The sequence below is a fragment of the Streptomyces sp. NPDC089424 genome, from assembly GCF_044749345.1.
Taxonomy (GTDB): Bacteria; Actinomycetota; Actinomycetes; order Streptomycetales; family Streptomycetaceae; genus Streptomyces.
In genome coordinates, this window is sequence record NZ_JBIVHU010000005.1 from 197,998 (window position 1) to 222,907 (window position 24,910).

General features: G+C 72.5%; 25 protein-coding genes. 12 read left to right on the top strand and 13 right to left on the bottom strand.

Translation table 11 applies throughout. The features are described 5' to 3' along the window. Positions 1-222: 222 nt before the first annotated feature. The 4 genes from ACIP2X_RS23460 to ACIP2X_RS23475 form a co-directional block, all read right to left on the bottom strand. Positions 223-2,217, bottom strand: coding sequence for a TerD family protein (locus tag ACIP2X_RS23460; RefSeq protein WP_401676180.1), 1,995 nt, complete (start codon positions 2,215-2,217; stop codon positions 223-225). 120 nt (positions 2,218-2,337) lie between these two features. Next, the gene (locus tag ACIP2X_RS23465; protein ID WP_401676182.1) at positions 2,338-2,916 is read right to left on the bottom strand and encodes a TerD family protein; all 579 of its coding nucleotides are present in this window, start codon (positions 2,914-2,916) and stop codon (positions 2,338-2,340) included. A gap of 158 nt (positions 2,917-3,074) precedes the next feature. Continuing rightward, positions 3,075-5,225: an excinuclease ABC subunit UvrB gene (gene uvrB, locus ACIP2X_RS23470; RefSeq protein ID WP_401676184.1), complete on the bottom strand. Its 2,151-nt coding sequence runs from the start codon at positions 5,223-5,225 to the stop codon at positions 3,075-3,077. 40 nt (positions 5,226-5,265) lie between these two features. Continuing rightward, positions 5,266-6,126, bottom strand: a complete 861-nt coding sequence (locus tag ACIP2X_RS23475; protein WP_401676186.1) for an MHYT domain-containing protein — start codon at positions 6,124-6,126, stop codon at positions 5,266-5,268. A 281-nt stretch (positions 6,127-6,407) separates the two neighbouring features. Between ACIP2X_RS23475 and ACIP2X_RS23480 the strand changes: the two genes are divergently transcribed. Both ACIP2X_RS23480 and ACIP2X_RS23485 read left to right on the top strand, forming a co-directional pair. After that, on the top strand, positions 6,408-7,289 hold the full coding sequence (locus tag ACIP2X_RS23480) for a glycerophosphodiester phosphodiesterase (protein WP_401676188.1): 882 nt from the start codon (positions 6,408-6,410) through the stop codon (positions 7,287-7,289). Between the two features lie 56 nt (positions 7,290-7,345). Continuing rightward, positions 7,346-7,900 (top strand): methylated-DNA--[protein]-cysteine S-methyltransferase, encoded by a 555-nt coding sequence (locus ACIP2X_RS23485; protein WP_401676190.1) that lies wholly within the window; start codon positions 7,346-7,348, stop codon positions 7,898-7,900. Between the two features lie 69 nt (positions 7,901-7,969). On the opposite strand, the gene ACIP2X_RS23490 is transcribed toward ACIP2X_RS23485, so the two are convergent. After that, positions 7,970-8,398 carry a VOC family protein gene (locus tag ACIP2X_RS23490; RefSeq protein WP_401676192.1) on the bottom strand — a complete coding sequence of 143 codons (429 nt, stop codon included), beginning with the start codon at positions 8,396-8,398 and terminating at the stop codon, positions 7,970-7,972. Between the two features lie 99 nt (positions 8,399-8,497). Here ACIP2X_RS23490 and ACIP2X_RS23495 point away from each other — a divergent pair, with 99 nt between their 5' ends. Together ACIP2X_RS23495 and ACIP2X_RS23500 are read left to right on the top strand one after the other, a co-directional pair. Then, positions 8,498-9,406, top strand: coding sequence for a pseudouridine-5'-phosphate glycosidase (locus tag ACIP2X_RS23495; protein ID WP_401676194.1), 909 nt, complete (start codon positions 8,498-8,500; stop codon positions 9,404-9,406). After that, the gene (locus tag ACIP2X_RS23500; protein ID WP_401676196.1) at positions 9,403-10,338 is read left to right on the top strand and encodes a carbohydrate kinase family protein; all 936 of its coding nucleotides are present in this window, start codon (positions 9,403-9,405) and stop codon (positions 10,336-10,338) included. The genes ACIP2X_RS23495 and ACIP2X_RS23500 overlap by 4 nt, the downstream gene beginning before the upstream one ends. Before the next feature lie 28 nt (positions 10,339-10,366). Here ACIP2X_RS23500 and ACIP2X_RS23505 read toward each other — a convergent pair whose 3' ends face one another. Then, positions 10,367-11,161: a methyltransferase domain-containing protein gene (locus ACIP2X_RS23505; protein ID WP_401676198.1), complete on the bottom strand. Its 795-nt coding sequence runs from the start codon at positions 11,159-11,161 to the stop codon at positions 10,367-10,369. A 290-nt stretch (positions 11,162-11,451) separates the two neighbouring features. Here ACIP2X_RS23505 and ACIP2X_RS23510 point away from each other — a divergent pair, with 290 nt between their 5' ends. Then, entirely contained in the window at positions 11,452-12,579 is a 1,128-nt protein-coding gene (locus tag ACIP2X_RS23510) for a magnesium and cobalt transport protein CorA (protein WP_401676200.1), read from the top strand. Positions 12,580-12,609: 30 nt separating this feature from the next. Here the strand turns inward: ACIP2X_RS23510 and ACIP2X_RS23515 are convergent, their stop codons facing one another. Both ACIP2X_RS23515 and ACIP2X_RS23520 read right to left on the bottom strand, forming a co-directional pair. Next, the gene (locus ACIP2X_RS23515) at positions 12,610-13,038 is read right to left on the bottom strand and encodes a CBS domain-containing protein (protein WP_401676202.1); all 429 of its coding nucleotides are present in this window, start codon (positions 13,036-13,038) and stop codon (positions 12,610-12,612) included. A gap of 140 nt (positions 13,039-13,178) precedes the next feature. After that, a complete protein-coding gene (locus tag ACIP2X_RS23520; RefSeq protein ID WP_401676204.1) occupies positions 13,179-13,811 on the bottom strand; it encodes a uridine kinase in 633 nt (210 codons plus the stop codon). 101 nt (positions 13,812-13,912) lie between these two features. Between ACIP2X_RS23520 and ACIP2X_RS23525 the strand changes: the two genes are divergently transcribed. The 3 genes from ACIP2X_RS23525 to ACIP2X_RS23535 all read left to right on the top strand — a co-directional run bounded on the left by ACIP2X_RS23525 (position 13,913) and on the right by ACIP2X_RS23535 (position 16,894). Next, positions 13,913-14,644 (top strand): DUF2293 domain-containing protein, encoded by a 732-nt coding sequence (locus ACIP2X_RS23525; RefSeq protein WP_401676206.1) that lies wholly within the window; start codon positions 13,913-13,915, stop codon positions 14,642-14,644. Positions 14,645-14,819: 175 nt separating this feature from the next. Further along, positions 14,820-15,299, top strand: a complete 480-nt coding sequence (locus ACIP2X_RS23530; RefSeq protein WP_401676208.1) for a DUF1772 domain-containing protein — start codon at positions 14,820-14,822, stop codon at positions 15,297-15,299. A gap of 107 nt (positions 15,300-15,406) precedes the next feature. Beyond that, complete coding sequence (locus ACIP2X_RS23535; RefSeq protein WP_401676210.1) at positions 15,407-16,894, top strand: glutamate synthase subunit beta; 1,488 nt, start codon at positions 15,407-15,409, stop codon at positions 16,892-16,894. Positions 16,895-16,938: 44 nt separating this feature from the next. Here ACIP2X_RS23535 and ACIP2X_RS23540 read toward each other — a convergent pair whose 3' ends face one another. Further along, entirely contained in the window at positions 16,939-17,484 is a 546-nt protein-coding gene (locus ACIP2X_RS23540) for a carboxymuconolactone decarboxylase family protein (protein ID WP_401676212.1), read from the bottom strand. 47 nt (positions 17,485-17,531) lie between these two features. Here ACIP2X_RS23540 and ACIP2X_RS23545 point away from each other — a divergent pair, with 47 nt between their 5' ends. Next, positions 17,532-18,944, top strand: a complete 1,413-nt coding sequence (locus ACIP2X_RS23545; protein ID WP_401676214.1) for a PLP-dependent aminotransferase family protein — start codon at positions 17,532-17,534, stop codon at positions 18,942-18,944. Positions 18,945-19,009: 65 nt separating this feature from the next. Here ACIP2X_RS23545 and ACIP2X_RS23550 read toward each other — a convergent pair whose 3' ends face one another. The 3 genes from ACIP2X_RS23550 to ACIP2X_RS23560 form a co-directional block, all read right to left on the bottom strand. Next, positions 19,010-19,798 (bottom strand): SAM-dependent methyltransferase, encoded by a 789-nt coding sequence (locus tag ACIP2X_RS23550; protein WP_401676216.1) that lies wholly within the window; start codon positions 19,796-19,798, stop codon positions 19,010-19,012. Between the two features lie 154 nt (positions 19,799-19,952). Further along, positions 19,953-20,228: a DUF397 domain-containing protein gene (locus tag ACIP2X_RS23555; protein WP_218513020.1), complete on the bottom strand. Its 276-nt coding sequence runs from the start codon at positions 20,226-20,228 to the stop codon at positions 19,953-19,955. Further along, positions 20,229-21,089 (bottom strand): helix-turn-helix domain-containing protein, encoded by an 861-nt coding sequence (locus tag ACIP2X_RS23560; protein ID WP_401676219.1) that lies wholly within the window; start codon positions 21,087-21,089, stop codon positions 20,229-20,231. Between the two features lie 311 nt (positions 21,090-21,400). Here ACIP2X_RS23560 and ACIP2X_RS23565 point away from each other — a divergent pair, with 311 nt between their 5' ends. From ACIP2X_RS23565 to ACIP2X_RS23575, 3 genes are all read left to right on the top strand, one after another. Next, entirely contained in the window at positions 21,401-22,060 is a 660-nt protein-coding gene (locus tag ACIP2X_RS23565; RefSeq protein ID WP_401676221.1) for an ATP-binding protein, read from the top strand. Beyond that, positions 22,051-22,485: a hypothetical protein gene (locus ACIP2X_RS23570; RefSeq protein ID WP_401676223.1), complete on the top strand. Its 435-nt coding sequence runs from the start codon at positions 22,051-22,053 to the stop codon at positions 22,483-22,485. Before ACIP2X_RS23565 ends, ACIP2X_RS23570 begins: the two co-directional genes overlap by 10 nt. Before the next feature lie 330 nt (positions 22,486-22,815). Next, positions 22,816-24,678, top strand: a complete 1,863-nt coding sequence (locus tag ACIP2X_RS23575) for an ABC transporter ATP-binding protein (RefSeq protein WP_401676562.1) — start codon at positions 22,816-22,818, stop codon at positions 24,676-24,678. A 6-nt stretch (positions 24,679-24,684) separates the two neighbouring features. Here ACIP2X_RS23575 and ACIP2X_RS23580 read toward each other — a convergent pair whose 3' ends face one another. Continuing rightward, positions 24,685-24,861, bottom strand: a complete 177-nt coding sequence (locus tag ACIP2X_RS23580; RefSeq protein WP_401676574.1) for a hypothetical protein — start codon at positions 24,859-24,861, stop codon at positions 24,685-24,687. Positions 24,862-24,910 lie beyond the last annotated feature (49 nt).

Below are 24,910 nucleotides of genomic sequence, written 5' to 3' on the forward strand. Positions count from 1 at the left end.
AACGGCGAACAGTCAGGTCAGCGTCGTCGCTGCCGGAGGTCTCTTCCACCCACAGGGGGCCGACGCCCCGGGATCTGGCCTGATCCGTATTGACGGGTACGCCGCAGTAGTCAGGGAGTACTCCCCTCCGCACGAACGACAGTACCCCAATCACCAAGGAAAGGTAAAGCGCAGGGCAAAGTAAAGACCAAGTTAAGGCCAAGTCCGCAGGTCAGGGGTCCTTTACCGATGCTTGGTACGAGCGGCCACGACCCGGTCGAGCACATGCTGGAGCACCCTGCTCCCGGGGGGCACCGACGACGGCTCGTACGTCCAGGCGTGACCCACCCACGGGTCGGCCAGGTGGTCGTCGGGCACCGGGGTCAGACGCAGCAGCGAACGCCACAGCGGGTCGAGCAGCGGCCCGTAGGCGGTGGCGTCCTCCCGGTCCGCAACCATCATGAGGTGCACGCCGACGGCCGGGCCCTCGTCGGCCAGGTAGCGCAGCTGGGTGACGGCCCGGTCGTCGAAGCCGTGCGGGAAGTCGTTGACCACCACCAGGTTCTGGGAGGTGTCGAAGCCCGGCGGGAGCGCGTCGGCCGCACCGCCGCGCACCGCCATCTGCACCAGGTCGACCCGCTGCGTGAGCGCGCCCAGGACGTCCGCCACACCACCGGCACCGACCGCGGGCGGCGCCGCCAGCACCCCGCTCTGCACGAGCGGGACCAGCGTCTGCGCGCCCGAACCCGCGGGGTCGATGACGTACACGGTGAACTCGCCCGCCGGATGCACGGCGAGCAACCGCGCCACGTGCGCCACCGCCGACTCCATCGCGAGGCGCTTCAGGTCGTGCGCGTCGTGGAACATGCCGTCGGACGAACCGGAACGCCCGCTGTCGATCCACAGACCGCGCTCCAGCGGCAGCCGGATCAGCATCGGGACGCGCAGCTCGGCGCTCTCCGGCAGATACAGATCGCCCAGCCGCAGCGCCATGGGCATCTCCATCGGCACGCGGTACCCGTGCCAGACGGGGTTGTCCCAGCGGGCGAAGGCCGGTGGCAGCGCGGGCTCGACGACGTCGGACTCCGCGGTCAGCTGGGCGACGTCACGGTCGAAGGCCTGCCGGGCCTCGTCGACGAGCGTGCTGTGCCGGGCCCGGGCCGCCTCACGCGCGGCGTCGGCCTGTCCGCCGATCCGGCTGCGCGGGTCGGACAGGACCGCTTCCAGCTCCTTGTCCATGCGCGACTCGGCGAAGTCGACGGCGCTGCGGTACGCGGCGGCGCTGCGGGCCAGGTCCTCGAACATGCCCCAGACCTGGTTGTACAGCCGCTCGTCCATGGACCAGCCGGTCGCGTCGCCCGCGACGGGCCGGGCAGGCTGACCGGGCGCCGCGGGGGGCGCGACCGGCGGGGGCGGTGGCGGCGCCGAGTTCCGGCGGCGCGGGTGGTTGTAGTCGATCGGGCCGCCCGCGGGCACGGACGGCTCGGTGAGGGCCGAGGGGTCGGCGGGCGTGGACGGGTCGGCGGTGGATCCTCCCGGGTAGCCCGTGCGTCCCGGGGTGGTGCCCTGCGGCGTCTGCGTGCCGTAGGGCGAGCCGCCCTGGTCCTGGCCACGGCCGGGCGCCGCGGCCTGGCGGGTGCGGTCGCCGTCCGCCGTACGGGGCGGGGGTGCCGCGACCGAGCGCGCCAGGCCCTGGGCGACCGCGTCGTTGATCGCGGCGGCGAGCTGGTGCGCCTGCGGCACGCCCTGGTCGGCGAAGAGCTCGGCGAGGCCGCCGGCGTAGCCCTGGCCGACGGCCCGCACCTTCCAGGCGCCCTGGCGGCGGTAGAGCTCCAGGGCGACCACGGCCGTCTCAGCCTCCAGGCCGGTGATGGTGTAGCTGGCGACCTCGGTGCCGTCCAGCCCGGTGACCGCGACGAAGGGGGCGGCCACCGCGCCGAAGCGCGTCGGCCCCCCGGCGCCGGTGGGCAGGGCGAGCAGCACGTGCACGCGGTGGACGCTGTCCGGCAGCGCGCCCAGGTCCACCGCGAGACGGTGCTCCGCCGCCGCCTGGCGGGGGACCTCCAGGCCCGGCAGCGTGGGCGTGCCCGGGTGCACGACCCGCTCCGTGTCCCCGACCTTGCCCTGCTCGTCGCTGAGCGTGGCCACGGCCACGATCGGCTTGCCGGCCGAGACCCTGATTTCCAGGCGGGCCTGGGAGAGCGGATGGTTCTGCCCCCGCACCAGCTCGGCCGTCATCGCCTCAATCCCCCTGTGTAGCTGTCGTCGTGGTGTGCCGCTTGCCCGAAGCCCCCCGGGCCCGTGGCCTCGAAGCCCCCGAGTCCTGCCTCGAAGCCCCCGGGCCCTTGCCTCGGAGCCTCAGAGGAGAGGCAGGACCGACGGCATCAGGTCCTGGAAGGTACGGCCGTTGGCCGGGGTGCCGAGGGCGGTCATGGACCACCCGGTGCCGGAGCGGTGCACCTTCGCCATGATCTGGGCCGTGTAGGCGCCGCCGCCGGCGAGGGTGTAGCGGGCGAGCTCCTGGCCGTTGGTCTCGTCGACGAGGCGGCAGAACGCGTTCTGCACCTCCTGGAAGGTCTGGCCCGTGAACGAGTTCACGGTGAAGACGATCTGGTCGATGTGGACCGGCAGGCGCTGCAGGTCGACGAGGATCGCCTCGTCGTCGCCGCCCTGGCCCACGCCACCGACGAGGTTGTCACCGGTGTGACGGACCGAGCCGTCGTCGCTCACCAGGTGACGGAAGAAGACGACGTCGACCGGCTGCTTGTCCGCGAACAGGACGGCCGAGGCGTCGAGGTCGATCTCCCGCGTGCGCGAGCCGAACAGGCCACGCCGCGGGGCCGCCTGCCAGCCGAGACCCATGCGCACCGCGGTCAGGGTGCCGCCGTCGTTCTTCTGCAGACTGATGGCCTGACCCTTGGTCATGTTGACGGTCACGCGCTGATTCCCCTCTCGAGCATTCCCCTGTTGCCGCGAAGCCGCGGATGACGAGCACCATACGCAGGGCCACTGACAGCGACGTACTCCGGTCCGCACTTTGTGTCGGTCTTGCAACACAGCAGCCGCGGCGAGGTCACCCCGGTCCCACCGGCCCGTCAGGCCAGGCCGGCCTCCCGCATCTGGCGCAGTTCCTTCTTCATCTCGGACACCTCGTCGCGCAGCCGCGCCGCGATCTCGAACTGCAGGTCGGCGGCGGCGGCCCGCATCCGCTCCGTCAGCTCCTCGATCTGCCCGGAGAGTTCCGCGGCGGGGCGGTCGGTCGGCACGGTCTCCTTGGCCTTGCCCTTGCCGCGCCCCGCGGGCTTCGCGTCCTTGACCGCGTGTTCCTTCAGGGAGGGCACGGGTGCCCTGGTGCCGCGGCCGTCCTTGCGGGACTGGCGGTACCCCGTGCCGAGCAGCTGCTCGGTGTCGACGTCCTCGCGCGCGATCTGCGCGACGATGTCGTTGATCTTCTTGCGCAGCGGCTGCGGGTCGATGCCGTTCGCCGTGTTGTACGCGACCTGCTTCTCCCGGCGGCGGTTGGTCTCGTCGATGGCCCTCTCCATCGCCGGGGTGATCTTGTCGGCGTACATGTGGACCTGACCGGAGACGTTGCGCGCGGCACGGCCGATGGTCTGGATCAGCGAGGTGCCGGAGCGCAGGAAGCCCTCCTTGTCGGCGTCCAGGATGGCCACCAGGGAGACCTCGGGGAGGTCGAGGCCCTCCCTGAGGAGGTTGATGCCGATCAGGACGTCGAACTCGCCCGCGCGCAGCTCCCGCAGCAGCTCGACGCGGCGCAGGGTGTCCACGTCGCTGTGCAGGTAGCGGACGTGGATGCCGAGCTCCAGGAAGTAGTCGGTGAGGTCCTCGGCCATCTTCTTGGTGAGCGTGGTGACCAGGACGCGCTCGTCCTTCTCCACACGCGTGCGGATCTCGTGCACGAGGTCGTCGATCTGGCCCTCGGTGGGCTTGACCACGACCTGCGGGTCGACCAGGCCGGTGGGCCGGATGATCTGCTCGACGACACCGTCGGAGCGGGACAGCTCGTACTGGCCGGGAGTCGCCGACAGGTAGACGGCCTGGCCGATGCGCTGCTGGAACTCCTCCCACTTCAGCGGGCGGTTGTCGAGCGCGGAGGGCAGCCGGAAGCCGTGGTCCACGAGGGTGCGCTTGCGGGAGGCGTCGCCCTCGTACATCGCGCCGATCTGCGGCACCGTGACGTGCGACTCGTCGATCACGAGGAGGAAGTCCTCGGGGAAGTAGTCCAGCAGCGTGTTCGGCGCGGAACCGGGCAGGCGGCCGTCGAAGTGCATCGAGTAGTTCTCCACGCCGGAGCACGTGCCGATCTGGCGGAGCATCTCGATGTCGTAGGTCGTGCGCATCCGCAGCCGCTGGGCCTCCAGGAGCTTGCCCTGCTTCTCCAGCTCGGCGAGCCGGTCGGCCAGCTCCTTCTCGATGTCGTTGACGGCCCGCTCCATGCGCTCGGGGCCGGCGATGTAGTGGGAGGCCGGGAAGACGTAGAGCTGCTCGTCGTCGCTGACGATCTCGCCGGTGAGCGGGTGCAGCGTGGACAGCGCCTCGATCTCGTCGCCGAACATCTCGATGCGGACGGCCAGCTCCTCGTAGACCGGGAAGATCTCGATGGTGTCGCCGCGGACCCGGAAGGTGCCCCGGGTGAAGGCCATGTCGTTGCGCGTGTACTGGATGTCGACGAAGCGGCGCAGCAGCTGGTCGCGGTCGATCTCGTCACCGACGCGCAGCGGCACCATGCGGTCGACGTACTCCTGCGGCGTACCGAGGCCGTAGATGCAGGACACCGAGGCGACGACCACGACGTCGCGACGGGTGAGCAGCGAGTTGGTCGCCGAGTGGCGCAGGCGCTCGACCTCCTCGTTGATCGAGGAGTCCTTCTCGATGTAGGTGTCCGACTGCGGGACGTAGGCCTCGGGCTGGTAGTAGTCGTAGTACGAGACGAAGTACTCGACCGCGTTGTTCGGCAGGAGCTCGCGGAACTCGTTCGCCAGCTGGGCGGCCAGCGTCTTGTTCGGTGCCATCACCAGGGTGGGGCGCTGGAGCTTCTCGATCATCCACGCGGTGGTGGCGGACTTGCCGGTGCCGGTCGCGCCGAGGAGCACGACGTCCTTCTCGCCGCCTTCGATGCGCCGGGCGAGGTCGGCGATGGCCGCCGGCTGGTCGCCGTTGGGCTGGTAGGGACTGACGACCTCGAAGGGCGCCACCGTGCGTTCGATGCTGGAAACGGGCCGCATGCCATCAACCGTACGACCCCCCACTGACAACGGGCTCCGATCAGCGGTTCTGCGGGGTGCGGGAGCCGGTGCGGGCCGGGGGCCGGCGGGTACGGAGCATGATCCGGCGGGTCTGGTGCGGCACGTGGGCCGGGACGCCGGGCTTGTGCTCGGGGAGCGGCCGGGCGGGCTTCCCCATGATCATCAACGGGTCGAACAGGACGACGACGCCCGCGAGGCACAGCAGGGCGAGCGGGCCGACCAGCATCGGGGCGAGGAGCGCGGCGGGCGCGGCGCCGGTGGCGGGCTCGGCGGTGCCGTGCACATGGACCTTGAGGGCCGCCATGCCCGTGTAGTGCATGCCGCTGACGGCGAGCCCCATGACCAGGCTGGCGCCCACGCTCCACAGGAGCCCCCTGACCTGCCCGGCGGCCCACAGGGCGGCGGTGGCGGCGACCATGGCGATGAGCACGGAGGCGGCGACGGTGACCGTGTTGTACTCCAGCTTCCCGTCGAGCTCCAGGCCGGCCATGCCCAGGTAGTGCATGGACGCGATGCCGAGGCCGGTGACGGTGCCGCCGGTGAACAGGGCGGTGCCGGAGGCGCCCCGGTAGCCGACGATGAAGATCCCGACGCCCACCATCAGGATGGCCACGCCCAGGCTGGCGTACGTGAACGGCTTGTCGTAGTGGATCGGGGCCTCGTGGACGGTGAAGCCCATCATCCCGATGAAGTGCATGGTCCAGACCCCGGAGCCGATCGCCAGGGAGCCGAGGGCGAGCCATGCGGGGCGCCAGGAGCCGCCCACCAGCAGGGCCCTGGTGGTGCAGCGCAGGCCCAGGGCGCCACCGAGGCAGGCCATGACGAAGGCCACCAGCGGTGTGACGAGGCCGTAGCTGAATCCGTCGACCGTGCCCTGCATGCGCGGCTGCCTTTCCGCCCCGTTCCGTCCCGGAACACTGTGAAATGCTCCCCCTCCCAGAACCGCCCGAGCGGTCAGGGTTGAGGCAGAGAGTATGACTCGCACCGGAATGGTCGAACGACTTTCCGGCAAAGAAACACGGCTCTGCCCCAGTTGTGCCGTACCCGTGAGTACTCGCGGGCAACTCCGTTCAATCTGTGTCCATCCTGTACCCCTCCGGCGTTGGCTCTCCGCTGCCACGGTGAACCCCTTCCGTGACCGGTTCGACGCGAGGAGTACGCATGCACGCGCGCGCAGTTGCCGCCACGACCACGGCGCTGCTGGGCAGCATCGCCGTGCTGTTCCCGGCCGACGGCGCCGCGGCCGACGGCGAGGGCGCCGCTGCCTCCCCCCTGGTGCTGGCCCACCGGGGTGCTTGCGCCCACGCGCCGGAGAACACCCTGGCCGCCGTCGACCGGGCCGCCGAGCTGGGCGTCGAGTGGGTCGAGAACGACGTGCAGCGCACCAAGGACGGCGAACTGGTGGTCGTGCACGACGACGTCCTGCGGCGCACCACCGACGTCGAGCAGGTGTTCCCCGGCCGTGCCCCGTGGCGGGTCGGGGACTTCACCGCCGCCGAGATCGCGCGTCTGGACGCGGGGAGCTGGTTCGGGTCGGACCACGCGGGCGCGCGCGTGCCGACGCTCACGGAGTTCCTGCGCCGCCTCGATCACCACGGCCAGAAGCTGCTCCTGGAACTCAAGCGGCCGGAGCTGTATCCGGGCATCGAGCGGGAGACCCTGAGGGTGCTCGCCGACGAGGGATGGCTGGACGAGGAACACCTGGCGGACCGGCTGATCGTGCAGAGCTTCGACCTGGACAGCCTGCGCACCCTGCACGGGATCGGGCCCGGCATGAGGACGGGCTTCCTCGGTACGCCGTCCCTCGCGCAGGTGCGGGACCACGCGCGCTTCGTCGACCAGGTCAACCCCTCCCACGAGTCCCTGACGGCCGACTACGTCCGCGCCGTGCGGTCGATCACCGGTGCGCACGGCAGGCCGCTGGAGGTCTTCACCTGGACCGTCGACGACGCCGCGACGGCCCGCAAGGTCGCCGCGTACGGCGTGGACGGCGTCATCACCGACCGGCCCGACGTCGTCAGGGACGCCCTCGCCCGGCAGTGACGCTGCGCCGCTCGCGGCGGGCGGGCGTTGTCGGTGGCGGGCCGTACCGTGGGCGCATGGACAGCCATGGGCAGTACCAGCAGCAGGTCGTGTGGGCCGTCGTCGACGCCGACATCGGTCCGTTGCTGCTGGCCGCGACCGGCCAGGGCCTGGTCAACGTCGTGTTCCACGCCACGGACCCGGTCCGCGACAAGGCGCTCGGCCGGCTGGCGTCCCGGCTGGGCGCCGAGCCGGTCGAGGCACCCGGCTCCCCGCTGCTGAGCGAGGCGATACGCCAGGTCCGGGAGTACCTCGCGGGCGAGCGCCACGCCTTCGAGCTGCCGCTCGACTGGTCGCTGATCTCGGGCTTCCACCGCGAGGTGCTGAGCGAGCTGGCGTCCGGCGTGCCGTACGGCTCGGTCGTCGGGTACGGCGACCTGGCGGGCCGGGTCGGCCAGCCCGGCGCCGCGCAGGCGGTGGGGACGGCGATGGGCGCCAACCCGCTGCCCGTGGTGGTGCCCTGCCACCGGGTCGTGGAGAGCGACGGCGGCATCGGCGGGTTCGGCGGCGGTCTGGAGACCAAGCGGAAGCTGCTGGCGCTGGAAGGCGTGCTGCCCGAGCCGCTGTTCTGAGACGCGTCGGGGCCCGCGGCGGGCCCCCTCGCGGGCCTCTCAGGCGTAGTGCGGCAGCGGGCCCCTGTCTCAGGCGTAGTGGCGGGCCTCGAAGAAGTTGCCGTCCGGGTCGCGGAAGTAGAAGTTGCGCCGGGCGTTGCCGCGGGCGCCGAACGAGTCGTGCCCCACGTCCGTCATCGGTACCGCGCGTTCCTCCAGCCGGTCGCGCAGGGCGTCGAAGTCGTGCTCGGGCAGGGCGAGGCAGACATGGTTGACGGGGTGCCCGGAGCTGTCCGCCGCCCCGGGGAGCATCGTCATGCGCTCCGCCGCACCCAGCGGCATGAGGTCGATGATCGTCTCGTCGTTCACCCGCACCGAGGGAAAGGGCACCCGTCCCGCGGCGAACTCGGTGAGCCTGACCGGCTCCAGACCGACCGCCTTCGCGTAGAAGTCGGCGGCGGCGAGGGGATCGCGCACCCAGAGGACGACGTGGTCGAGACGTGCCGTGTTGTCGGTCATGCCCCCAGGCTGGTGCCGTCCCGCACCGGCCGCAAGGGTTTGACGGCACGCCCCGCCCGCCAGAGATGAGGGAGGAGCGAACTGACAGGAGGCGGACGCGTGACGCTGGTGGTGTCCGAAGAGGTGCGGGAGGCGGTCCAGGCACGCCGGCCCGTGGTGGCGCTGGAATCCACGATCATCGCGCACGGGCTGCCGCGGCCACGGAACCTGCGGGTGGCGCTGGAGCTGGAGGAGGCCGTACGGCAGGAGGGGGCCGTGCCGGCCACCATCGCCGTGCTGGACGGGCTGCCCCGGGTCGGCCTGGACAAGGAGCAGTTGGAGCGGATCGCGAACGAGGACGGCATCCGCAAGCTGGGCCACCGTGACGTGCCGCTCGCGGTGGCGGCCGGGGCGAGCGGGGCGACCACGGTGTCCGCGACGGCGCTGCTGGCGGCGCTGGCGGGCGTGCGGGTGTTCGCGACGGGCGGGCTCGGCGGGGTGCACCGGCAGTGGACGGTGACGCAGGACGAGTCCGCCGATCTGGGCCTGCTGGCGCGTACGCGGATCACCGTGGTGTGCGCGGGCGTGAAGTCGATCCTGGACGTGCCGGCGACATTGCAGCGTCTGGAGACGCTGGGCGTGGCGGTGGCCGGGTACAGCACGGACCGCTTCCCCGGCTTCTACCTGTCGGACTCCGGGCACCCCGTGGAGTGGACGCTGGACAGCCCGCGGCAGGTGGCCGACGTGATGCGGGCGCAGGACGCGGTCGGCGGGCCGCAGTCGGCGCTGGTCGTGGCCAACCCGGTGCCGGAGGCCGAGCAGCTCGATCCCGTCCTGCACGCGCGGGTGCTGGAGGACGCGCTGCGCGCGTGCGAGGCGGAGGGCGTCACCGGACAGGCCGTCACCCCGTTCCTGCTCGACCACCTGGTGCGCCACACCGACGGCGCCTCGCTGAGCGCCAACCTGGCCGCGGTGCGCGGCAACGTGCGGCTGGCGGCGCGGATCGCGGCGGCCTGGGCCGGGGCGTGAGCGGGACGGGTCCCGGGGCGCCCGGCGGCGGGCTGCTGGTCGTCGGGGACGTGGTGACGGACGTCGTGGCCCGGCACCGGGGGCCGCTGGCCGCCGGCACGGACACGGCCGCCGTGATCCGGACACTGCCCGGGGGCGCGGGCGCCAACGTGGCCTGCTGGGCGTCCCATTGGGGCTGCGCGGACGTAAGGCTGCTGGGGCGGGTCGGACCGGACTCGGCGGTCTGGCACGAGCGGGCGCTGACCGCCGCGGGGGTCCGTGCCCAGTTGGTGGTCGACCCGCAGGCGCCGACCGGGACGGTGATCTGCCTGGTCGACATGGACGCCGCCGCCGAGCGGACGTTCCTCACCCACAGCGCTGCCTCGTTGCGGCTCGGCCCCGGGGACTGGTCGGACGCCCTGCTCGACGGCGTGGCGTGGCTGCACCTGTCGGGCTATCTGCTCTTCTCCGCGACCGGCCGGGAGCTGGTGGCGGTGGCCCTGGCGGCGGCACGCGCGCGTGGGGTGCCGGTCAGCACGGACCCTGCGTCGGCCGGGTTCCTCGTCGAACTGGGGGTGGACCGATTCCTCGCGCTCACCGACGGCGTGTCGGTGCTGCTGCCCAGCCGGGACGAGGCCTGCCTGCTCACCGGGCTGCCGGACGCGGCCGACGCGGCGGCGAAGCTGAGCCGTCATGTGCCGCTGGTCGTCGCCAAGCAGGGCGCGGACGGCGCGCTGGTGGCCCGCTCCGGCACCGTACACGCCCACGTCCCCGCCGTTCCGGCCACACCCCGGGACACCACGGGTGCCGGCGACGCCTTCACCGGGGCCTTTCTCGCCGCCCTCGTCGCGGGCGCCGAGCCGGAGGCGGCCGCGGAGCAGGGCTGCGCGGCGGGGGCGCGTGCGGTGGAACAGGTGGGCGGGCGGCCGCCGGTGGGACCGCCGGACCGGTGAGCGCGGGCCCCCACGCACCCGCCCGCCGCTACCCCTTGCGCCCCCACGCCGAGATCATCGGAGCCGCCGCCAGATCGATCGTGCCGGACGCGACGGCGGTCAGGTGCTGTTCGACGTCCTGGTCGGTGGCGAACCTCCCGGCGACGAGGTCGCCCCGCACCTGACGGACCGTCGCGGCCTCCAGGTCGGCGCAGGCCGGCGCCGCGACCGGGAAGTACGCGTCGGCCTCGACACGCACCATGCCGGACTCACGGAGCAGACGCGGCAGCGCGCGGCCGCCTGCGAGGTCGGTGCCCTGACCGGCGAGCAGCCGGTGCAGGCCCTGTCGCATCCGGTTCGCCAGCTGCTCCTCGGGGCCCTGCTCGTCGGGGCAGGTCAGGGGTTGCAGACTGTGGTCGACGTCCTCGACGAGCAGCCGGCCGCCGGGTCGCAGCGCCTTGACCATCGACCGCAAGGTCCGCCGACGGTCCGTCACCCGGACGAGGGCGAGCCTCGCGTGGACCAGGTCGAAGCCCTCCCCCGGCGGCTCCTCCTCGTTCACGTCGTGCACGCGCCGCTCGACCGGCGAGCGTGACGGCCCCGGGGCCCGCGCGCCGTCGGTGTCGGTCACGACGACCTTGCCGGTGGGACCGACCTTCTTGGCGAGCCACGACTCGACCGAGGAGCCGCCCGCGACCTCCCAGCAACGCCAGCCGGGCCCGACGCCGAGCGCTTCGAAGTGCCGGAACGTCGTCGGGTCGAAGAGGCCGGCGAGGGCGTCGGAGATCGAGACCACCCGGGGCCGGCGGCTGTCGGGCCGATAGCTGTTCTCGGTTAGCGTCATACCCTGATCATCCCACTTGTCCTACTTGTCCGAAGTGCTTGACGCTCCGGCGGGACACGTCCACTACGACATGTGGTCTACGGCGCGTCACCTCACCGCCGCCCGCGGCGAGGACCGTGGCGGCGACGGCCACGAGGGCCGGACCGAGGGGTCAACTCCCTTCGTCCACAGCCGGGAACCAAGCGGAATCAGGGCTTTCCACAGGCTTACCCGCTGCTCACGCGGTCCTGGCACACTGGCGCCAGGGGCGCAGGAATGCGGCGCGAGAGGATCCACGCGAGGAGATGCAGATGTCCATGGCAGGGAATCTGCGGAAGGTCACGGGCCTGGACAGGGTCGGCGGCCTGCGCAAGGTCGCCCGGCTGGCCAGGAGGCGCCGACGGGTCGACCTGAGCCACCCGGCGCGGTCCCCGCTGGGCTCCTCGGTGGTCAACTGCGTGGCCTACGAGGAAGGGAGCCGGCTTCCCCTCGGCGGCGACCTCGTCGACACGGTGAGCCGGGTGCGCAAGAACGGGGAGGGTTTCGTCTGGCTCGGCCTGCACGAGCCGACCGACCAGGAGTTCGCCGGCATCGCCGAGCTCTTCGACCTGCACCCGCTGGCCGTCGAGGACGCGATCGAGGCCCACCAGCGCCCCAAGGTGGAGCGGTACGGCGAGACGCTGTTCGCGGTGTTCAAGTCGGTCTGCTACGTCGAGCACGAGGAACTCACCGCCACCAGCGAAGTGGTGAACACCGGCGAGATCATGGTGTTCGTCGGCCAGGACTTCGTCATCACGGTGCGGCACGGCCGGCACGGCTCGCTGGGTCCGCTGCGCGAGGAGCTGGAGGCCGATCCCCACCAGCTCACCAAGGGCCCGTCCGCCGTCCTGCACGCCGTCGCGGACCACGTGGTGGACGAGTATCTGAACGTCATCGACTCCGTGCAGGCGGACATCGAGCAGGTGGAGACGGACGTCTTCGCGGAGAACGGCGCACGCGCGGACCCCGGCCGCATCTACCAGCTCAAGCGCGAACTGCTGGAGCTGAAGCGGGCGGTGGTCCCGCTCGGCCGACCGCTGCTGGACCTCGCCGACCGGCCGATGCGGGTGGTGGAGCCGGAGATACAGGCCTACTTCCGCGACGTCTCGGACCACCTGATGCGCGCCACGGAGCAGATCGCCGGGTTCGACGAGCTGCTCAACTCCATCCTGCAGGCCCATCTGGCGCAGGTGACGGTCGCGCAGAACGAGGACATGCGCAAGATCACGGCGTGGGCCGCGATAGTCGCCGTGCCCACGATGGTCTGCGGGGTCTACGGCATGAACTTCGATCACATGCCCGAGCTGCACTGGAAATACGGTTACGGCATGGTCATCGGCGTCATATCAGTGGCCTGCCTGGCCCTCTACCGTGGATTCCGGCGCAACGGCTGGCTGTGACCGACCGGTGCGGGTGAGGAAGGCCGACGGTCAGCGGCTCGCGCTCCGGGCGTAGACCCGCTCCGCCCAGGAGGCGATCTGGTCCTCCGTCAGGTGCTGGGCGAGATCGGCCTCGCTGATCATGCCGACCAGGCGCTTGTTCTCGATGACGGGCAGCCGGCGGATCTGGTGGTCCTCCATCTCCTGGAGCACCTCGCCGACGTCGGCGCTCGCGTCGATCCAGCGCGGAGTGCCGTGCGCCATCTCACCTGCGGTGATCTTGGACGGATCGTGCCCCATGGCGACGCAGCCGACCACGATGTCGCGGTCGGTCAGGATGCCGCAGAGCCGTTCGTTCTGGTCGCTGATGGGCAGCGCCCCGACGTTCAGCTCACGCATCAGCTGGGCGGCGCGGTCCAGGGTCTCGTGAGCGGGGATCCACTGGGCGCCCCGGTGCATGATCTCTCCGGCGGTGGTCATGGGGTACCTCCCGGTGCCGGACGGCCGGCGCGGCGCCGGACACACCGCTAGTCCCGGCGCCTTCATTCTCGTCGGGGCGTCCGGCGCACGCACCCGGGAGCGGCGGGACGCCGGGGCCCTGGTGCGGGAGCTCCGGGCGCTCATCCGCTCCACGCCGGGCGGCGCGGGTCGTCGGCCCGGACGAGGACGTCGGCCGTCCCGGCGGGGTCGGTCTCCTGCTCGTAGCGCTCGAAGGCGGGCAGGGTCCAGTGGGCGGCCTCGGGGGTGCGGCGGCGCAGGGCGCCCGCGGAGAGCAGGAGATGAACGGTCAGGTCGAAGGGGAACCAGTGCCGCAGCAGGAGGGGGCCGTGCAGCAACAGAATGCCGCCGGGCGGCAGTTGGACGTAGGGGCTGCGGGTGGCGCGGTCGGTGACCGGGTCGAGCAGGTCGGGCAGGACGCGCCCGTCGCCGCCCGCTTCGAGAGGTCCGAACACCTCGCGCCACAGGGCGCCGGTGTCGAACCAGCCGTCGTAGTAGGCGTCGACGTCCTGGTGCCCGTGCTCCAGGCGGACGGAGGCCGGGCGCAAGAAGCCCTCCGTGCCGACGGCCAACGAGGGGCGGCCGCGGGCGCGCAGGGCCTCGTGGACGCGCGCGGCGAGGTCTCCCGGGGCGGACGCCGGGGCGCCGTCGAAGGCGATGCGTGGCCAGGGGCTGCCGTCGGCCGGCGTCAGGTCGAGGAGGCGTTCGGCGAGGCGGTCGACGAGCCGGTCCCAGGTGATCGCTTCGAGTCGCACACCCCCATGATTACGGACGCGCCGGTGGTGGCGGACAGGGCCGCCGGACCGGGCCCGGCCGCGGTGCGTGGAAGCCGGTGGACCGTGGGAAGGAAGCGGGCATGGCCCTGCGCGTGACTCCCTCGTCGACCGGCGGCGGGACCGGGCTCCTCACCGGCTCCGGTACCGCTCCCGTCGTCATCCAGTCGCTGAAGAAGAAGCGGTGCGCCCGGTGCCGGCGTGGACCGCTGTCGCTGCTCGTCATGGAGGACGGCGCGCCCCGGTGCCTCCACTGCGCCGACCTCGACCACCTGGTGTTCCTTCCGCGCGGCGACACGGCGCTGACGCGCCGGGCGCGCGAGGAGAGCTCGCTGTCGGTGGTCGTCGTGCGGTTCAACCGGCGCAGGAGCCGGTACGAGCGGCAGGGCGTCCTCGTCGAGGAGTCCGGGCTCACCCGTGCCGAGGAGCGGTGCCTGGCCGACGCGGAGGCGCGCCGCAGACGCCGGGCGCGGGACGCACGGCGCAGGGCGGTGGAGGACTCGCGGTTCGCGGAGGCGTTCGCGTCGGAGATCCTGCGGCTGTTCCCGGGGTGCCCTGAGCAGCGGGCCCGGGCGATCGCGGCGTACGCGTCGCGGCGGGGCAGCGGGCGGGTGGGACGGTCGGCGGCCGGGCGGGCGCTGACGGAGAGCGCGGTGACGTCGGCGGTGGTGGCGGCGGTGCGGCATGTGGACACCCCGTACGACCAGCTGCTGATGAGCGGGGTGCACCGGTACGAGGCGCGGCGCAGGATCGCGGCGACCGTGCAGACGGTGCTGCGGGAATGGCGGGAGGCCGGGCTCGACTCCGTCGGGTGAGTGCTGGAGTCCACCACTCACTCGGCTCGACGCGGGCCCCCTTTCCTGGACGCTCGCGTATGGGCCTGCGGCGTCGAGGAATGGTCCGGGCCGGCGGGGCGGGATTCACTGAGGGGCAGCGGGGACGACCGGGGTGCCGGTCGGGCCAGGGGACGAGGTCGAAGGAGTGGGTGACGTGATCGACGGGCCGTACTTCGTGCTGACGGTCGTGGGGCTGCTCGGGGCGGGACTGGTGGCGGGGGTGTTCTGCGGCTTCTCCACGTTCGTGATGCGGGGGCTGGCGTCCCTGCCGCCCGCGCAGGGCGTCGCCGCGATGAAGGCGATCAACGTGACGGCGTTGCGGCCGCCGTTCATGGCCGTGTTCCTGGGATCGACGCTGGTCTGCGCGGTGATCGCGGTGGTGACCTTCGTGCTGTGGCCGCAGGACGGCGCGGTGGAACTGCTGGTAGGCAGCGCGCTGTATCTGTTCGGGTGCTTCGGGGTGACCGTGCTGGCGAACGTGCCGCGCAACAACGCGCTGGTCAAGGTGGAGGCGGGCACCGGGGAGGCGGCCGCGTACTGGCCGGCGTACGTGCGCGAGTGGACGGCGTGGAACCACGTGCGGACGGTCGCCGCCGCCGGGGCGGTGGTGGCGTACCTGCTGGCCCTCGTATGAGCCGCCGGCCGGGGCCCTGCGCGGGGGGCCTTCGGGACGTATCGTGGCCGAAAGGGTGCCGCCGATGACGTACGGCCCGTCGTACCCCGATGCAAGGAAAACCGGCCATGGCCGATCCCAAGGGTTTCATGACCACGCCCCGCCAGGAGTGGCCCAGGCGGCCGGTCGAGGAGCGGGTGCGGGACTGGCACGAGGTCTACGTCCCCGGGGCCCTCCTCCCCATCATCAACCAGCAGGCGGACCGCTGCATGGACTGCGGCATCCCCTTCTGCCACGAGGCGTGTCCGCTCGGCAACCTCATCCCAGAGTGGAACGACCTGGTCTCCCGGGACGACTGGCGGGCGGCGAGCGACCGGCTGCATGCCACGAACAACTTCCCCGAGTTCACCGGGCGGTTGTGCCCCGCGCCCTGCGAGGCGGGCTGCGTGCTCGCCATCAACCAGCCCGCGGTCACGATCAAGAACGTCGAGTGCGCGATCGCCGACCGGGCCTGGGAGGAGGGCTTCGCGCGGCCGAGCCCCCCGGACCGGCTGAGCGGGCGGACGGTCGCGGTGATCGGCTCGGGGCCCACGGGGCTGGCGGCGGCGCAGCAGCTGACGCGGGCGGGGCACACCGTCGCCGTGTACGAGAAGGACGACCGGGTCGGCGGGCTGATGCGGTACGGCATTCCCGAGTTCAAGATGGAGAAGCACCACCTGGAACGGCGGCTGGAGCAGATGCGGGCCGAGGGGACCAGGTTCCGTCCGTCGACCGCGGTCGGGCGGGACGTCGGGGCGGCGGAGCTGCGCTCGCGGTACGACGCGGTGGTGATCGCGACCGGCGCGACGGCGTGGCGGGAGCTGACCGTACCGGGGCGCGAGCTGGCCGGTGTGCATCAGGCCATGGAGTACCTGCCGCTGGCGAACCGGGTGTGCGAGGGAGATCTGGAGACCTCGCCGATGTCCGCGGCCGGACGGCACGTCGTGATCGTCGGCGGTGGCGACACGGGGGCGGACTGTCTGGGGACCGCGGTTCGCCAGGGCGCGGCGTCCGTGACACAGCTGGACATCTACGCCTTGCCGGGGGCCGAGCGGGACGAGGACGCGGAGCCCTGGCCGACGTACCCGAAGATCTACCGTCTCTCGCCGGCGCACCAGGAGGCCGGCGAGCTGCGCACCGCTCCCGCGGCGGACGCCGACGCGCGCCTGTTCGCGGCGTCGACGCTCCGCTTCTCGGGGGACGCGCAGGGGCGGGTCCGGTCCCTGCACCTCGTGGAGGTGGACGCGCGACGGCAGCCGGTCTCCGGATCCGAGCGCGTGCTGCCCGTCGACATGGTGCTGCTCGCGCTGGGCTTCTCCGGGCCCGACCGGGAGGACGGGCTCGTCGACCAGCTGGGCCTCGCGATGGAGCCGCGCGGCACGATCGCCCGGGACGCCGGGTTCGCGACCAACGTCCCGGGGGTGTTCGCCGCGGGCGACGCGGCGCGCGGGCAGTCGCTCATCGTGTGGGCCATCGCGGAGGGGCGCGCGGTGGCGGCGGCCGTCGACCGCTATCTGACGGGGAGTTCGGCGCTGCCGGCGCCCATCGGGCCGTACGACCGGCCGATGGTGGTGTGAGGAGCCCGCCCCCCGAGCCGCCCCCGCCCCCCGAACCGGCGCTGTCAGCGGCGCCGTTCGTCCGTGCCCGCCACCTTCGCCGTGGCCAGTGCCACCCGGTTCCAGGTGTTGATCGCGCAGATCAGGGCGATGAGCTGGGCCAGTTCCCGGTCCTCGAACAGGGCCGCGGCCTCGGCGTGGACGTCGTCGGGGACGCCCGCGTCGGCGACCATGGTCAGCGCGTCGGTCAGCGCCAGGGCGGCCTGCTCCTCAGCGGTGAAGAAGTGCCGGGCCTCGCGCCAGACGGCGACCATGTGCAGCCGGTCCTCGCTCTCACCGGCCCTGCGGGCGTCGTTGGTGTGCATGTGCAGGCAGTACGCGCAGTGATTGAGGTGCGAGGAGCGGATCTGGATGAGCTCGACGAGCGCCGGATCGAGGCCCTGGCGCGCCGCCGCGTCGAAGCCGACGAGGGCGCGGAAGGCCTGCGGGGCGGACCTGGCGAAGTCGAGGCGGGGCCGGGCGGTCGGGGTCGTGGTAGCGGCCGGGACCGGCGTGCGGGTCGCGTTCGTCGTGCTCGTCTTGTCCGTCGTGTTCGTCGTGTTCGTCGTCATGCCATGAAACCTACGGGCCGCAAAGACCGGCTGTAGGGTGCATTTCCATGGCAGAAACGTGGGTCAATTCCGCCCGAGGCATCGGCGCCGACCTGCACGTGGAGCTCGACGGTCCGGGCGGCCGCCGCGCCGCTCTCATCCGCGCGCTACGGGACGCCGTACGCAGCGGCCGGCTCGTCCCCGGCACCCGTCTGCCCCCGTACCGCTCGCTCGCCGCCGACCTCGGCGTCGCCCGCAACACGGTGGCCGACGCCTACGCGGAACTCGTCGCGGAGGGCTGGCTGACCGCCCGTCAGGGTTCGGGCACCCGCGTCGCCGAGCGGGCCGAGCCCCTGAAGGGCGGCACCCGGGTCGCGCGGAAGGCGCCCACGCGCGCGGGTGGCCCCCGGCACGACCTCCGTCAGGGCACGCCGGACGCGTCCGCCTTCCCGCGCGCGGCCTGGCTCGCCTCGTACCGGCGGGCACTTCAGCAGGCGCCCAACGAGGTGTTCGGGCCGGGCGACCCGGCCGGCCGGGTCGAACTGCGCGAAGCGCTCACCGAGTACCTGGCACGCGCGCGGGGAGTGCGCACCGCGCCCGGCCGCATCGTGATCTGCTCCGGTTTCGCGCACGCGCTGCGGCTGCTGTTCGGGGGCGGCGTCCTGCGCGGCCCCCTGGCCATCGAGGCGTACGGACTCGCCTTCCACCGGGAGTTGCTGACGTCCACCGGCGTGCGCACGGTCCCGCTTCCGCTGGACGAGGACGGGGCCCGCGTCGATCTGCTCGCGCGCGAACGGGGCGTGCTGCTCACGCCCGCCCACCAGTTCCCGACCGGCGGCCCCCTGCACGCCACGCGTCGGGCCGCCGTCGTCGACTGGGCACGCGCGCGGGGGACCGTGGTGCTGGAGGACGACTACGACGGGGAGTTCCGCTACGACCGCCGCCCCGTCGGCGCCGTCCAGGGCCTCGACCCCGAGCGGGTGATCCTCGTCGGCTCGGTCAGCAAGAGCCTGTCACCGGCGCTGCGGCTCGGCTGGATGGTCCTGCCGCAGCGGTACGTCGACGGCGTCCTCGCGGCCAAGGGCGAGCGGGAGGCGTGGGCGAGCGTCCTGGACCAGCTCGGTCTCGCCGACTTCATCACCACGGGGTCGTACGACCGTCATGTGCGCCGGATGCGCCAGCGCTACCGCGCCCGCCGGGACCGGCTCGTCGCCGCGCTCGCCGAGCACGCCCCGCACATCGAGGTCACCGGCGTCGCGGCCGGCCTGCACGCGGTGCTGCGGCTGCCGCCGGGCACCGAGCGGTCCACGGTCAAGGCGGCCGCCTGGCAGGGCGTCGCGCTCGACGGCCTCGACGCGTTCCGGCACCCGCGGACCGCGACGAGCGCGGGGGACGGCCTGGTCGTCGGCTACGCGACGCCCTCGGAGCACGCGTACGGGGCGGCACTGGACGCACTGTGCGGCCTGCTGCCGCCCCCGTGAGGGGGCCGGATCTGACACCGCTCGCGCCTGCTGCCGCCCCGTGACGAGGGCCGGACGTGACCCGCTTACGCCTTCCGTCCCACCGCGCCGTACCCCGGGATCACCCCGTCGTCCTGGCCCGGCACCGGTTCCCCCAGCTCGGGGCGCCATTCGGGCACGACCACGACACCCGGCTCCACCAGGTCCAGCCCGTCGAAGAACCCGGAGAACGCCTCCCGCGAGCGCAGCGCCAGCGTCACCCCCGCGGCCCGGAGCTGCTCGGTGGCCGCCGCGGACTCCTCCGGAGTGAAGTCGGCGGTGGCGTGGGTCATCATCAGGTAGCTGCCGGACGGGAGTGCGGACAGCAGCTCCGAGACCAGCTCGTGTGCGCCGTCCTCGTCGGGGACGAAGTGCAGCAGCGCGACGAGGGAGAGGGCCACGGGCCGGCTGAGGTCCAGGACCTTGCGGGCCCCGTCGATGATCGTGGCCGGATCCCGCACGTCCGCCTGGAGGTACTCGGTCACGCCCTCGGGCGTGCCGCGCAGCAGTGCCTCCGCGTGGGCCAGCACGATCGGGTCGTTGTCGCAGTAGACCACGCGCGCGTCCGGCGCGACGGCCTGCGCGACCTGGTGCAGGTTGGGCTCGGTCGGTATGCCCGTGCCGATGTCGAGGAACTGCCGTACGCCGTTCGCGGCCAGCCAGCGCGTGGCCCGGTGCATGAAGGCGCGGTTGACCCGCGCCATGACCGGCACCCGGGGGTCCAGGGCCAGCATCTGCCGGCCCATCTCCTCGTCGACGGGATAGTTGTCCTTGCCGCCGAGATACCAGTCGTACATCCGTGCGGGATGGGGCTTGCTGGTGTCGATCCCGGTCATGAGGCGCTCCGTGGGCGTCGTCGGTCGTGATGTGTGATCAATTCAGCACCAACATAAGGCAGTTGAACAAACAACAGGAGACAGGGGACAAGAGACGGGGGGCAAAAGGCGGGGGGCAAGAGGCCGGGAGGCAAGAGACAGGACACGGAGTCCGTCAGGACAGCAGGAAGTCCGCCTCCCCCGCCTTGGCACCCTCGATGAACGCGGTCATCTCGTCGGAGGTGTAGATCAGCGCCGGCCCGTCGGGGTCGGTGGACTGCCGGACGGCGATACGGCCGTCGGCGAGCTTCATCGCCTCCAGGCAGTTGCCCCCGTTGCCGCCGCTCCACGGCTTGTGCCAGCCCTCGCTGCCCAGTTCCCGGGCGGGCATGCCGTTGTAGATCCGCTCGGCGCGGACCCGCGGCCTGGGCTGGGACGTGATGCGATCCATTCACAGCTCCTTGCGGAGATCCTCGAGGATCTCCTTCGTGCGATGTGCCGTGGCGGCCTGCGCCGCCATGCGGTCCATGACCTCCAGGTGGGTGGCCACCTCGACGCGCGCGTCCAGGTAGACGGCGCCGGTCAGGTACTCGCTGTAGACCATGTCCGGAAGTTCGGGCACGGCGAACCGGAACAGCACGAAGGGCCCGTACGTGCCGGGGTGCGGCCCCGTCGCGAAGGGGGCGACCTGCAACGTCACGTTGGGCAGCTTCGTCGCGTCGAGCAGTCTTCCGATCTGGGCACGCATCACCTCCGCACCGCCGACCGGGCGGCGCAGCACGGTCTCGTCCAGCACGGCCCACATCCTGGGCGCGTCCGGGCGGGTGAGCAGGTCCTGGCGCTGCATACGCAGGGCGACGTGTCGCTCGATGTCCTCGGGCCTGGTCTGGCCGACGGCCCCCGATCTCAGCACGCCGCGCGCGTAGTCCTCGGTCTGCAGGAGTCCGGGCACGAAGTGCGGGTCGTAGCTGCGGATGAGGGAGGCGGCCCCCTCCAGGCTGACGTACATCGAGAACCAGCCGGGCAGGATGTCGTGGAACCGCTGCCACCAGCCGGGCTTGTTGGCCTCCTCGGCCAGCTGTACGAACGCCTCGGACTCGTCGTCGGGGACCCCGTAGGCCTTCAGGAGCAGTTGGAGGTACGGGATCTTGAGGGATACCTCGGCCGTCTCCATCCGGCGGATGGTGGCGGGGGCGACGCGCAGGACACGGGCCGCTTCCTCGCGTTTGATCCCGGCGCGTTCGCGCAGGTCGAGCAGGCGCCTGCCGAGGACGACCTGGCCGACCGTCGGCGCCGACCGGGGCTCGCTCACGCCCCACCTCCGCTCATCGCATCCCTGACCACTCGAACCCTGACAACCGCGCGATCCGCAGGGATCCCCCACTCGTCCGGGACCCGTCCGGGACTCATCCCGTATCAATCCCGTACGAATCCTGTACGAATCCCGACAGCCCAGCGGCGCCATTCGAAGATCTATTCGAAGGTCGGGGCCGACCTCGCAGATCTCAACTGGCGCCGCATCACATGCTGTTGCGAGCAGTGTGCCACGACCACTCGCCGCGTCACACAGCACTCTGCAATTTTCAGAGTGACACTTGCCAAGTTGTTCGCGACAGGGCGATAGTGGCAAGCGTGATTCCGTCCGTGCCCTTAGGAACAGACGCCACCGCGGGCCGCTTCGGCCTCGGTGCCCCTGGAGGTCCCTCCGCTCGCACCGGTGCGAGAGCGGGGGAGGCAGTCGATCCCTTCGGGTCCGCCGCCGAGCGCCGGTTCCGCTTCGAGCTCGCCGCGCATCCGGGTTCTCCCGCGCGGGCCAGACGGCTGACCCGGAACCGGCTGACCGGCTGGGCCGTGTGCGAGGACACCTGCGACACGGCCGCGCTGGTGGTGTCGGAGCTGGTCACCAACGCGATCCTGCACACCGCGAGCGACATCGTCGTCTGCGAGCTGCACGACGAGGAGGACCTGGTGCGCATAGCCGTGCGTGACCAGGGGTGTGCCACCGGTGAGCCCCACCCGACCCCGGCCAGGGCCGAGGAGGAGCACGGGAGGGGACTGCTCCTCGTCGACGCGCTCGCCCGCGCCTGGGGCGCCCATGAGAGCGGCTTCGGGCTGCTGGTCTGGGCCGAGCTGCCGCGCCAGGCCGACGCCGCGCGCGGCGACCTCGGCTGGGGCGCCCGCCCCAAGCCGGATACGTCCGGCGGCTCGGACGAGGACGACGACGAGGCGCACGCGCGCGTGCGCCGCCCGGCGAACGGTGAAAAGGGGACCGAATGGGTGTGACGGCCGCTCCCGGCGGACAGGCGCTCACCCTGGACACGCTGGTCCGCCTCGGCCGGGGACTGCGCAGGCCGGAGGCACCGTCGCTGCGGCTGTCCGTGCCGGACGGCATGACCGCTCCCCTGGGCTGCGACGCGGTGCAGGTGCCCGCGCGCTTCGGCCCGCTCGTCCTGCCCCGCCTCCCGCGCGTGGGCTGCGTCTACGCCGACGACGCGCACTGGTGGTGGCTGGTCCCGTCCGACTCGGACTACGCCCTGGAGTGGCCCGCGCCCGCGCGCTACGCGGCCGGCGCGCTGGTTCCCGAGACCCCCCGCCTGATCCACCGGCCCGACGGCACCCTCCCCTACACCCCGCCGATCCCGCTCTACCTGGCCCTGTGCCGCATCATCGGGACGGCGCCCAGCTGGTCGCGGGCGATCACCGCGTAGGGCTCCGCCGCGGGTCCAGGTCGGGTGGGCTCGCCGGACCAGGATCTCTCGGCCCCGGCTGCTTCCCGCGCCACCGGCGTACGCCCCCCGCTCGGCCGCCCCGCGCGACCCCTCCCCCGTGCGCCCCCGCCTCACGGCCCGCACCTCCACGCACCCGGGCGTACGCCCCCGCCCCCCACCCTGCGCCCTGCCCAGTCGCCGACCGTGCCGCGATAGTGGCCGTTCGTGCACGTTCGGGGGAGGTCGACCGTGGGGACGAGAGGCGGCGTGGGCGAGCCGGAGGTGTCCGAGTCGGAGCGACTGCTGTTCGGCGGCCCCCTCCGCTACGACATGGGCTGGAACCAGCACGCGGACGCCTTCCTGGAGCTCAGCTTCCGGGCCATGATCACGCGGATGCCCGCCCTGCTCGCCGCGAGCCTGCGGCTGGCCCGCCAGGCCGACCCGGGTGCCGCGCGGATCGTGCTGGCGGCCGAGGTGGGCCGGGGTCTGGCCCAGGCGGTGAGCCTGTTCGCCGTCAACAGCGTGCTGAGCGGGCTGATGGGCTCCGGCCCCATGGAGGACCGGCTGCGGGGCGCCGTCCCCGCGCTGACCGCCATCGCCGTCGTCCTGCTGCTCGGCGCGCTGCTGCGGGCGGCGTCGACGTACGCCACCGGCCGTCTCGAGCCGAAGGTGGAGCGCGTCGCCACCGAGCGGTACCTGGAGCGGGCCGCGGCCGTGGAGCTCGCGGCGATCGAGGACCACGCCTTCCACAAGCTGCTGGACACGGCCCAGTACGGGGCCTCCTCGGCCCGCCGCATGATCATGTACGGCACCCGGGTGGTGAACGCGATGATCTCGCTGGTCGCCGCGGCCGGCGTCCTCACCGTGCTGCATCCGCTGCTGCTCCCGCTGCTGGTGACGATGACGCTGCCCAGCGCCTGGAGCGCGCTGACCAACGCCCGCCGCCGCTACGAGTCGTTCCACACCTGGGTGCAGCACGCGCGCGCTGGTCACCTGATCAGCGGCCTGCTGACGGAACCGGGAGCGGCGCCGGAGATCCGGGTGCACGGTCTTGGCCCCTTCCTGCTGCGGCACTTCCGGGCGATGTCGGAGGCGGCGGAGGCGGAGCAGGCCAGGCTGGCACGGCTCGCGGCCCGCACCGGGCTGATCGCGGCGGCCTGGACGGGGCTCGCCACGGTGGCGACGTACGCCACCCTGGGCGGACTGCTGCTCGCGGGGGCGATGTCCCTGGCGGTGGCGGGCACGGCGGTGATCGCCGTCCGGACCGGCTCGGCGAGCCTGGAGACGCTCGTGCTGGAGATCAACCAGTTGCACGAGGAGGCCCTCTTCGTGGGCGATCTGGAGCGGCTGTACGTCGAGGCCGCCGAACGGGCGATCCCGGTCGGCGGCGCGGCCCTGCCGGAGGACCCGCGGGAGATCCGCTTCGAGAACGTCACGTTCCGCTACCCGGGTGACGCCACCCGCCCCGCGCTCGACGACGTCACCCTGACGCTGCCGCTGGGCGGCATCATCGCGCTGGTCGGCGAGAACGGCTCCGGCAAGACCACCCTGGTCAAGCTGCTCGCCGGGCTCTACAAACCCGACCGGGGCCGGATCCTGTGGGACGGCGTCGACGCGGCGACCGCGGACCGGCACCGGCTGGCGGAGCGGGTCGCGATGGTGGCGCAGGACTTCAAGCGGTGGCCGTTCACCGCCCGGGTGAACGTGGCCGTCGGGCGCCCCTCGGCGCCGGTGACCGAGGAGCGGCTCGCGGCGGCGGTGGCGGAGGCGGGCGCCGAGGACGTCGTCGCGGATCTGCCGCGCGGTCTGGACACGCTGCTGGCCCGCAACTTCAGCGGCGGGCACGAGTTGTCCGGCGGTCAGTGGCAGCGGCTCGGCATCGCCCGGGCGGCGTACCGGCGGGGCAGCATCCTGATCGTCGACGAACCGACGGCGGCCCTCGACGCCCGGGCCGAACTGGAGGTCTTCGACAAGATCCGCGCGTTGGCCGGGACCGGCCAGACGGTTGTGCTCATCACCCATCGGCTGGCGTCCGTACGCCATGCGGACCTGGTGCACGTGCTGGACGAGGGCCGGCTCGTGGAATCGGGAACTCCGCAGGAACTGCTCGCCAAGGGCGGTGTCTACGCGGAGCTGTACGGCTTGCAGGCCGAGCAGTTCACGATGCGGGCGCCCGCGCCGAAGGCGGGCTGACCCTGCTCACTCCGCGCCGTCGCCGCCTCGGACGATCACCAGGAACGTGTCCGTCGCGAGGTCCATCACGACCTCGGCCGGAAGTCCCTCCGAGCGACGCGCCTGCGCGAACTCCTCCGCCGGCCACGAGCCTCGCGGGCCGCCTGCGGGAAAGCGTTCGACCACCGTTCGCCCGTTCATCATCCTGCACCTCCAGAAAGCGTCGTACTTGTAGGAGTTAACGCCTTCGGAA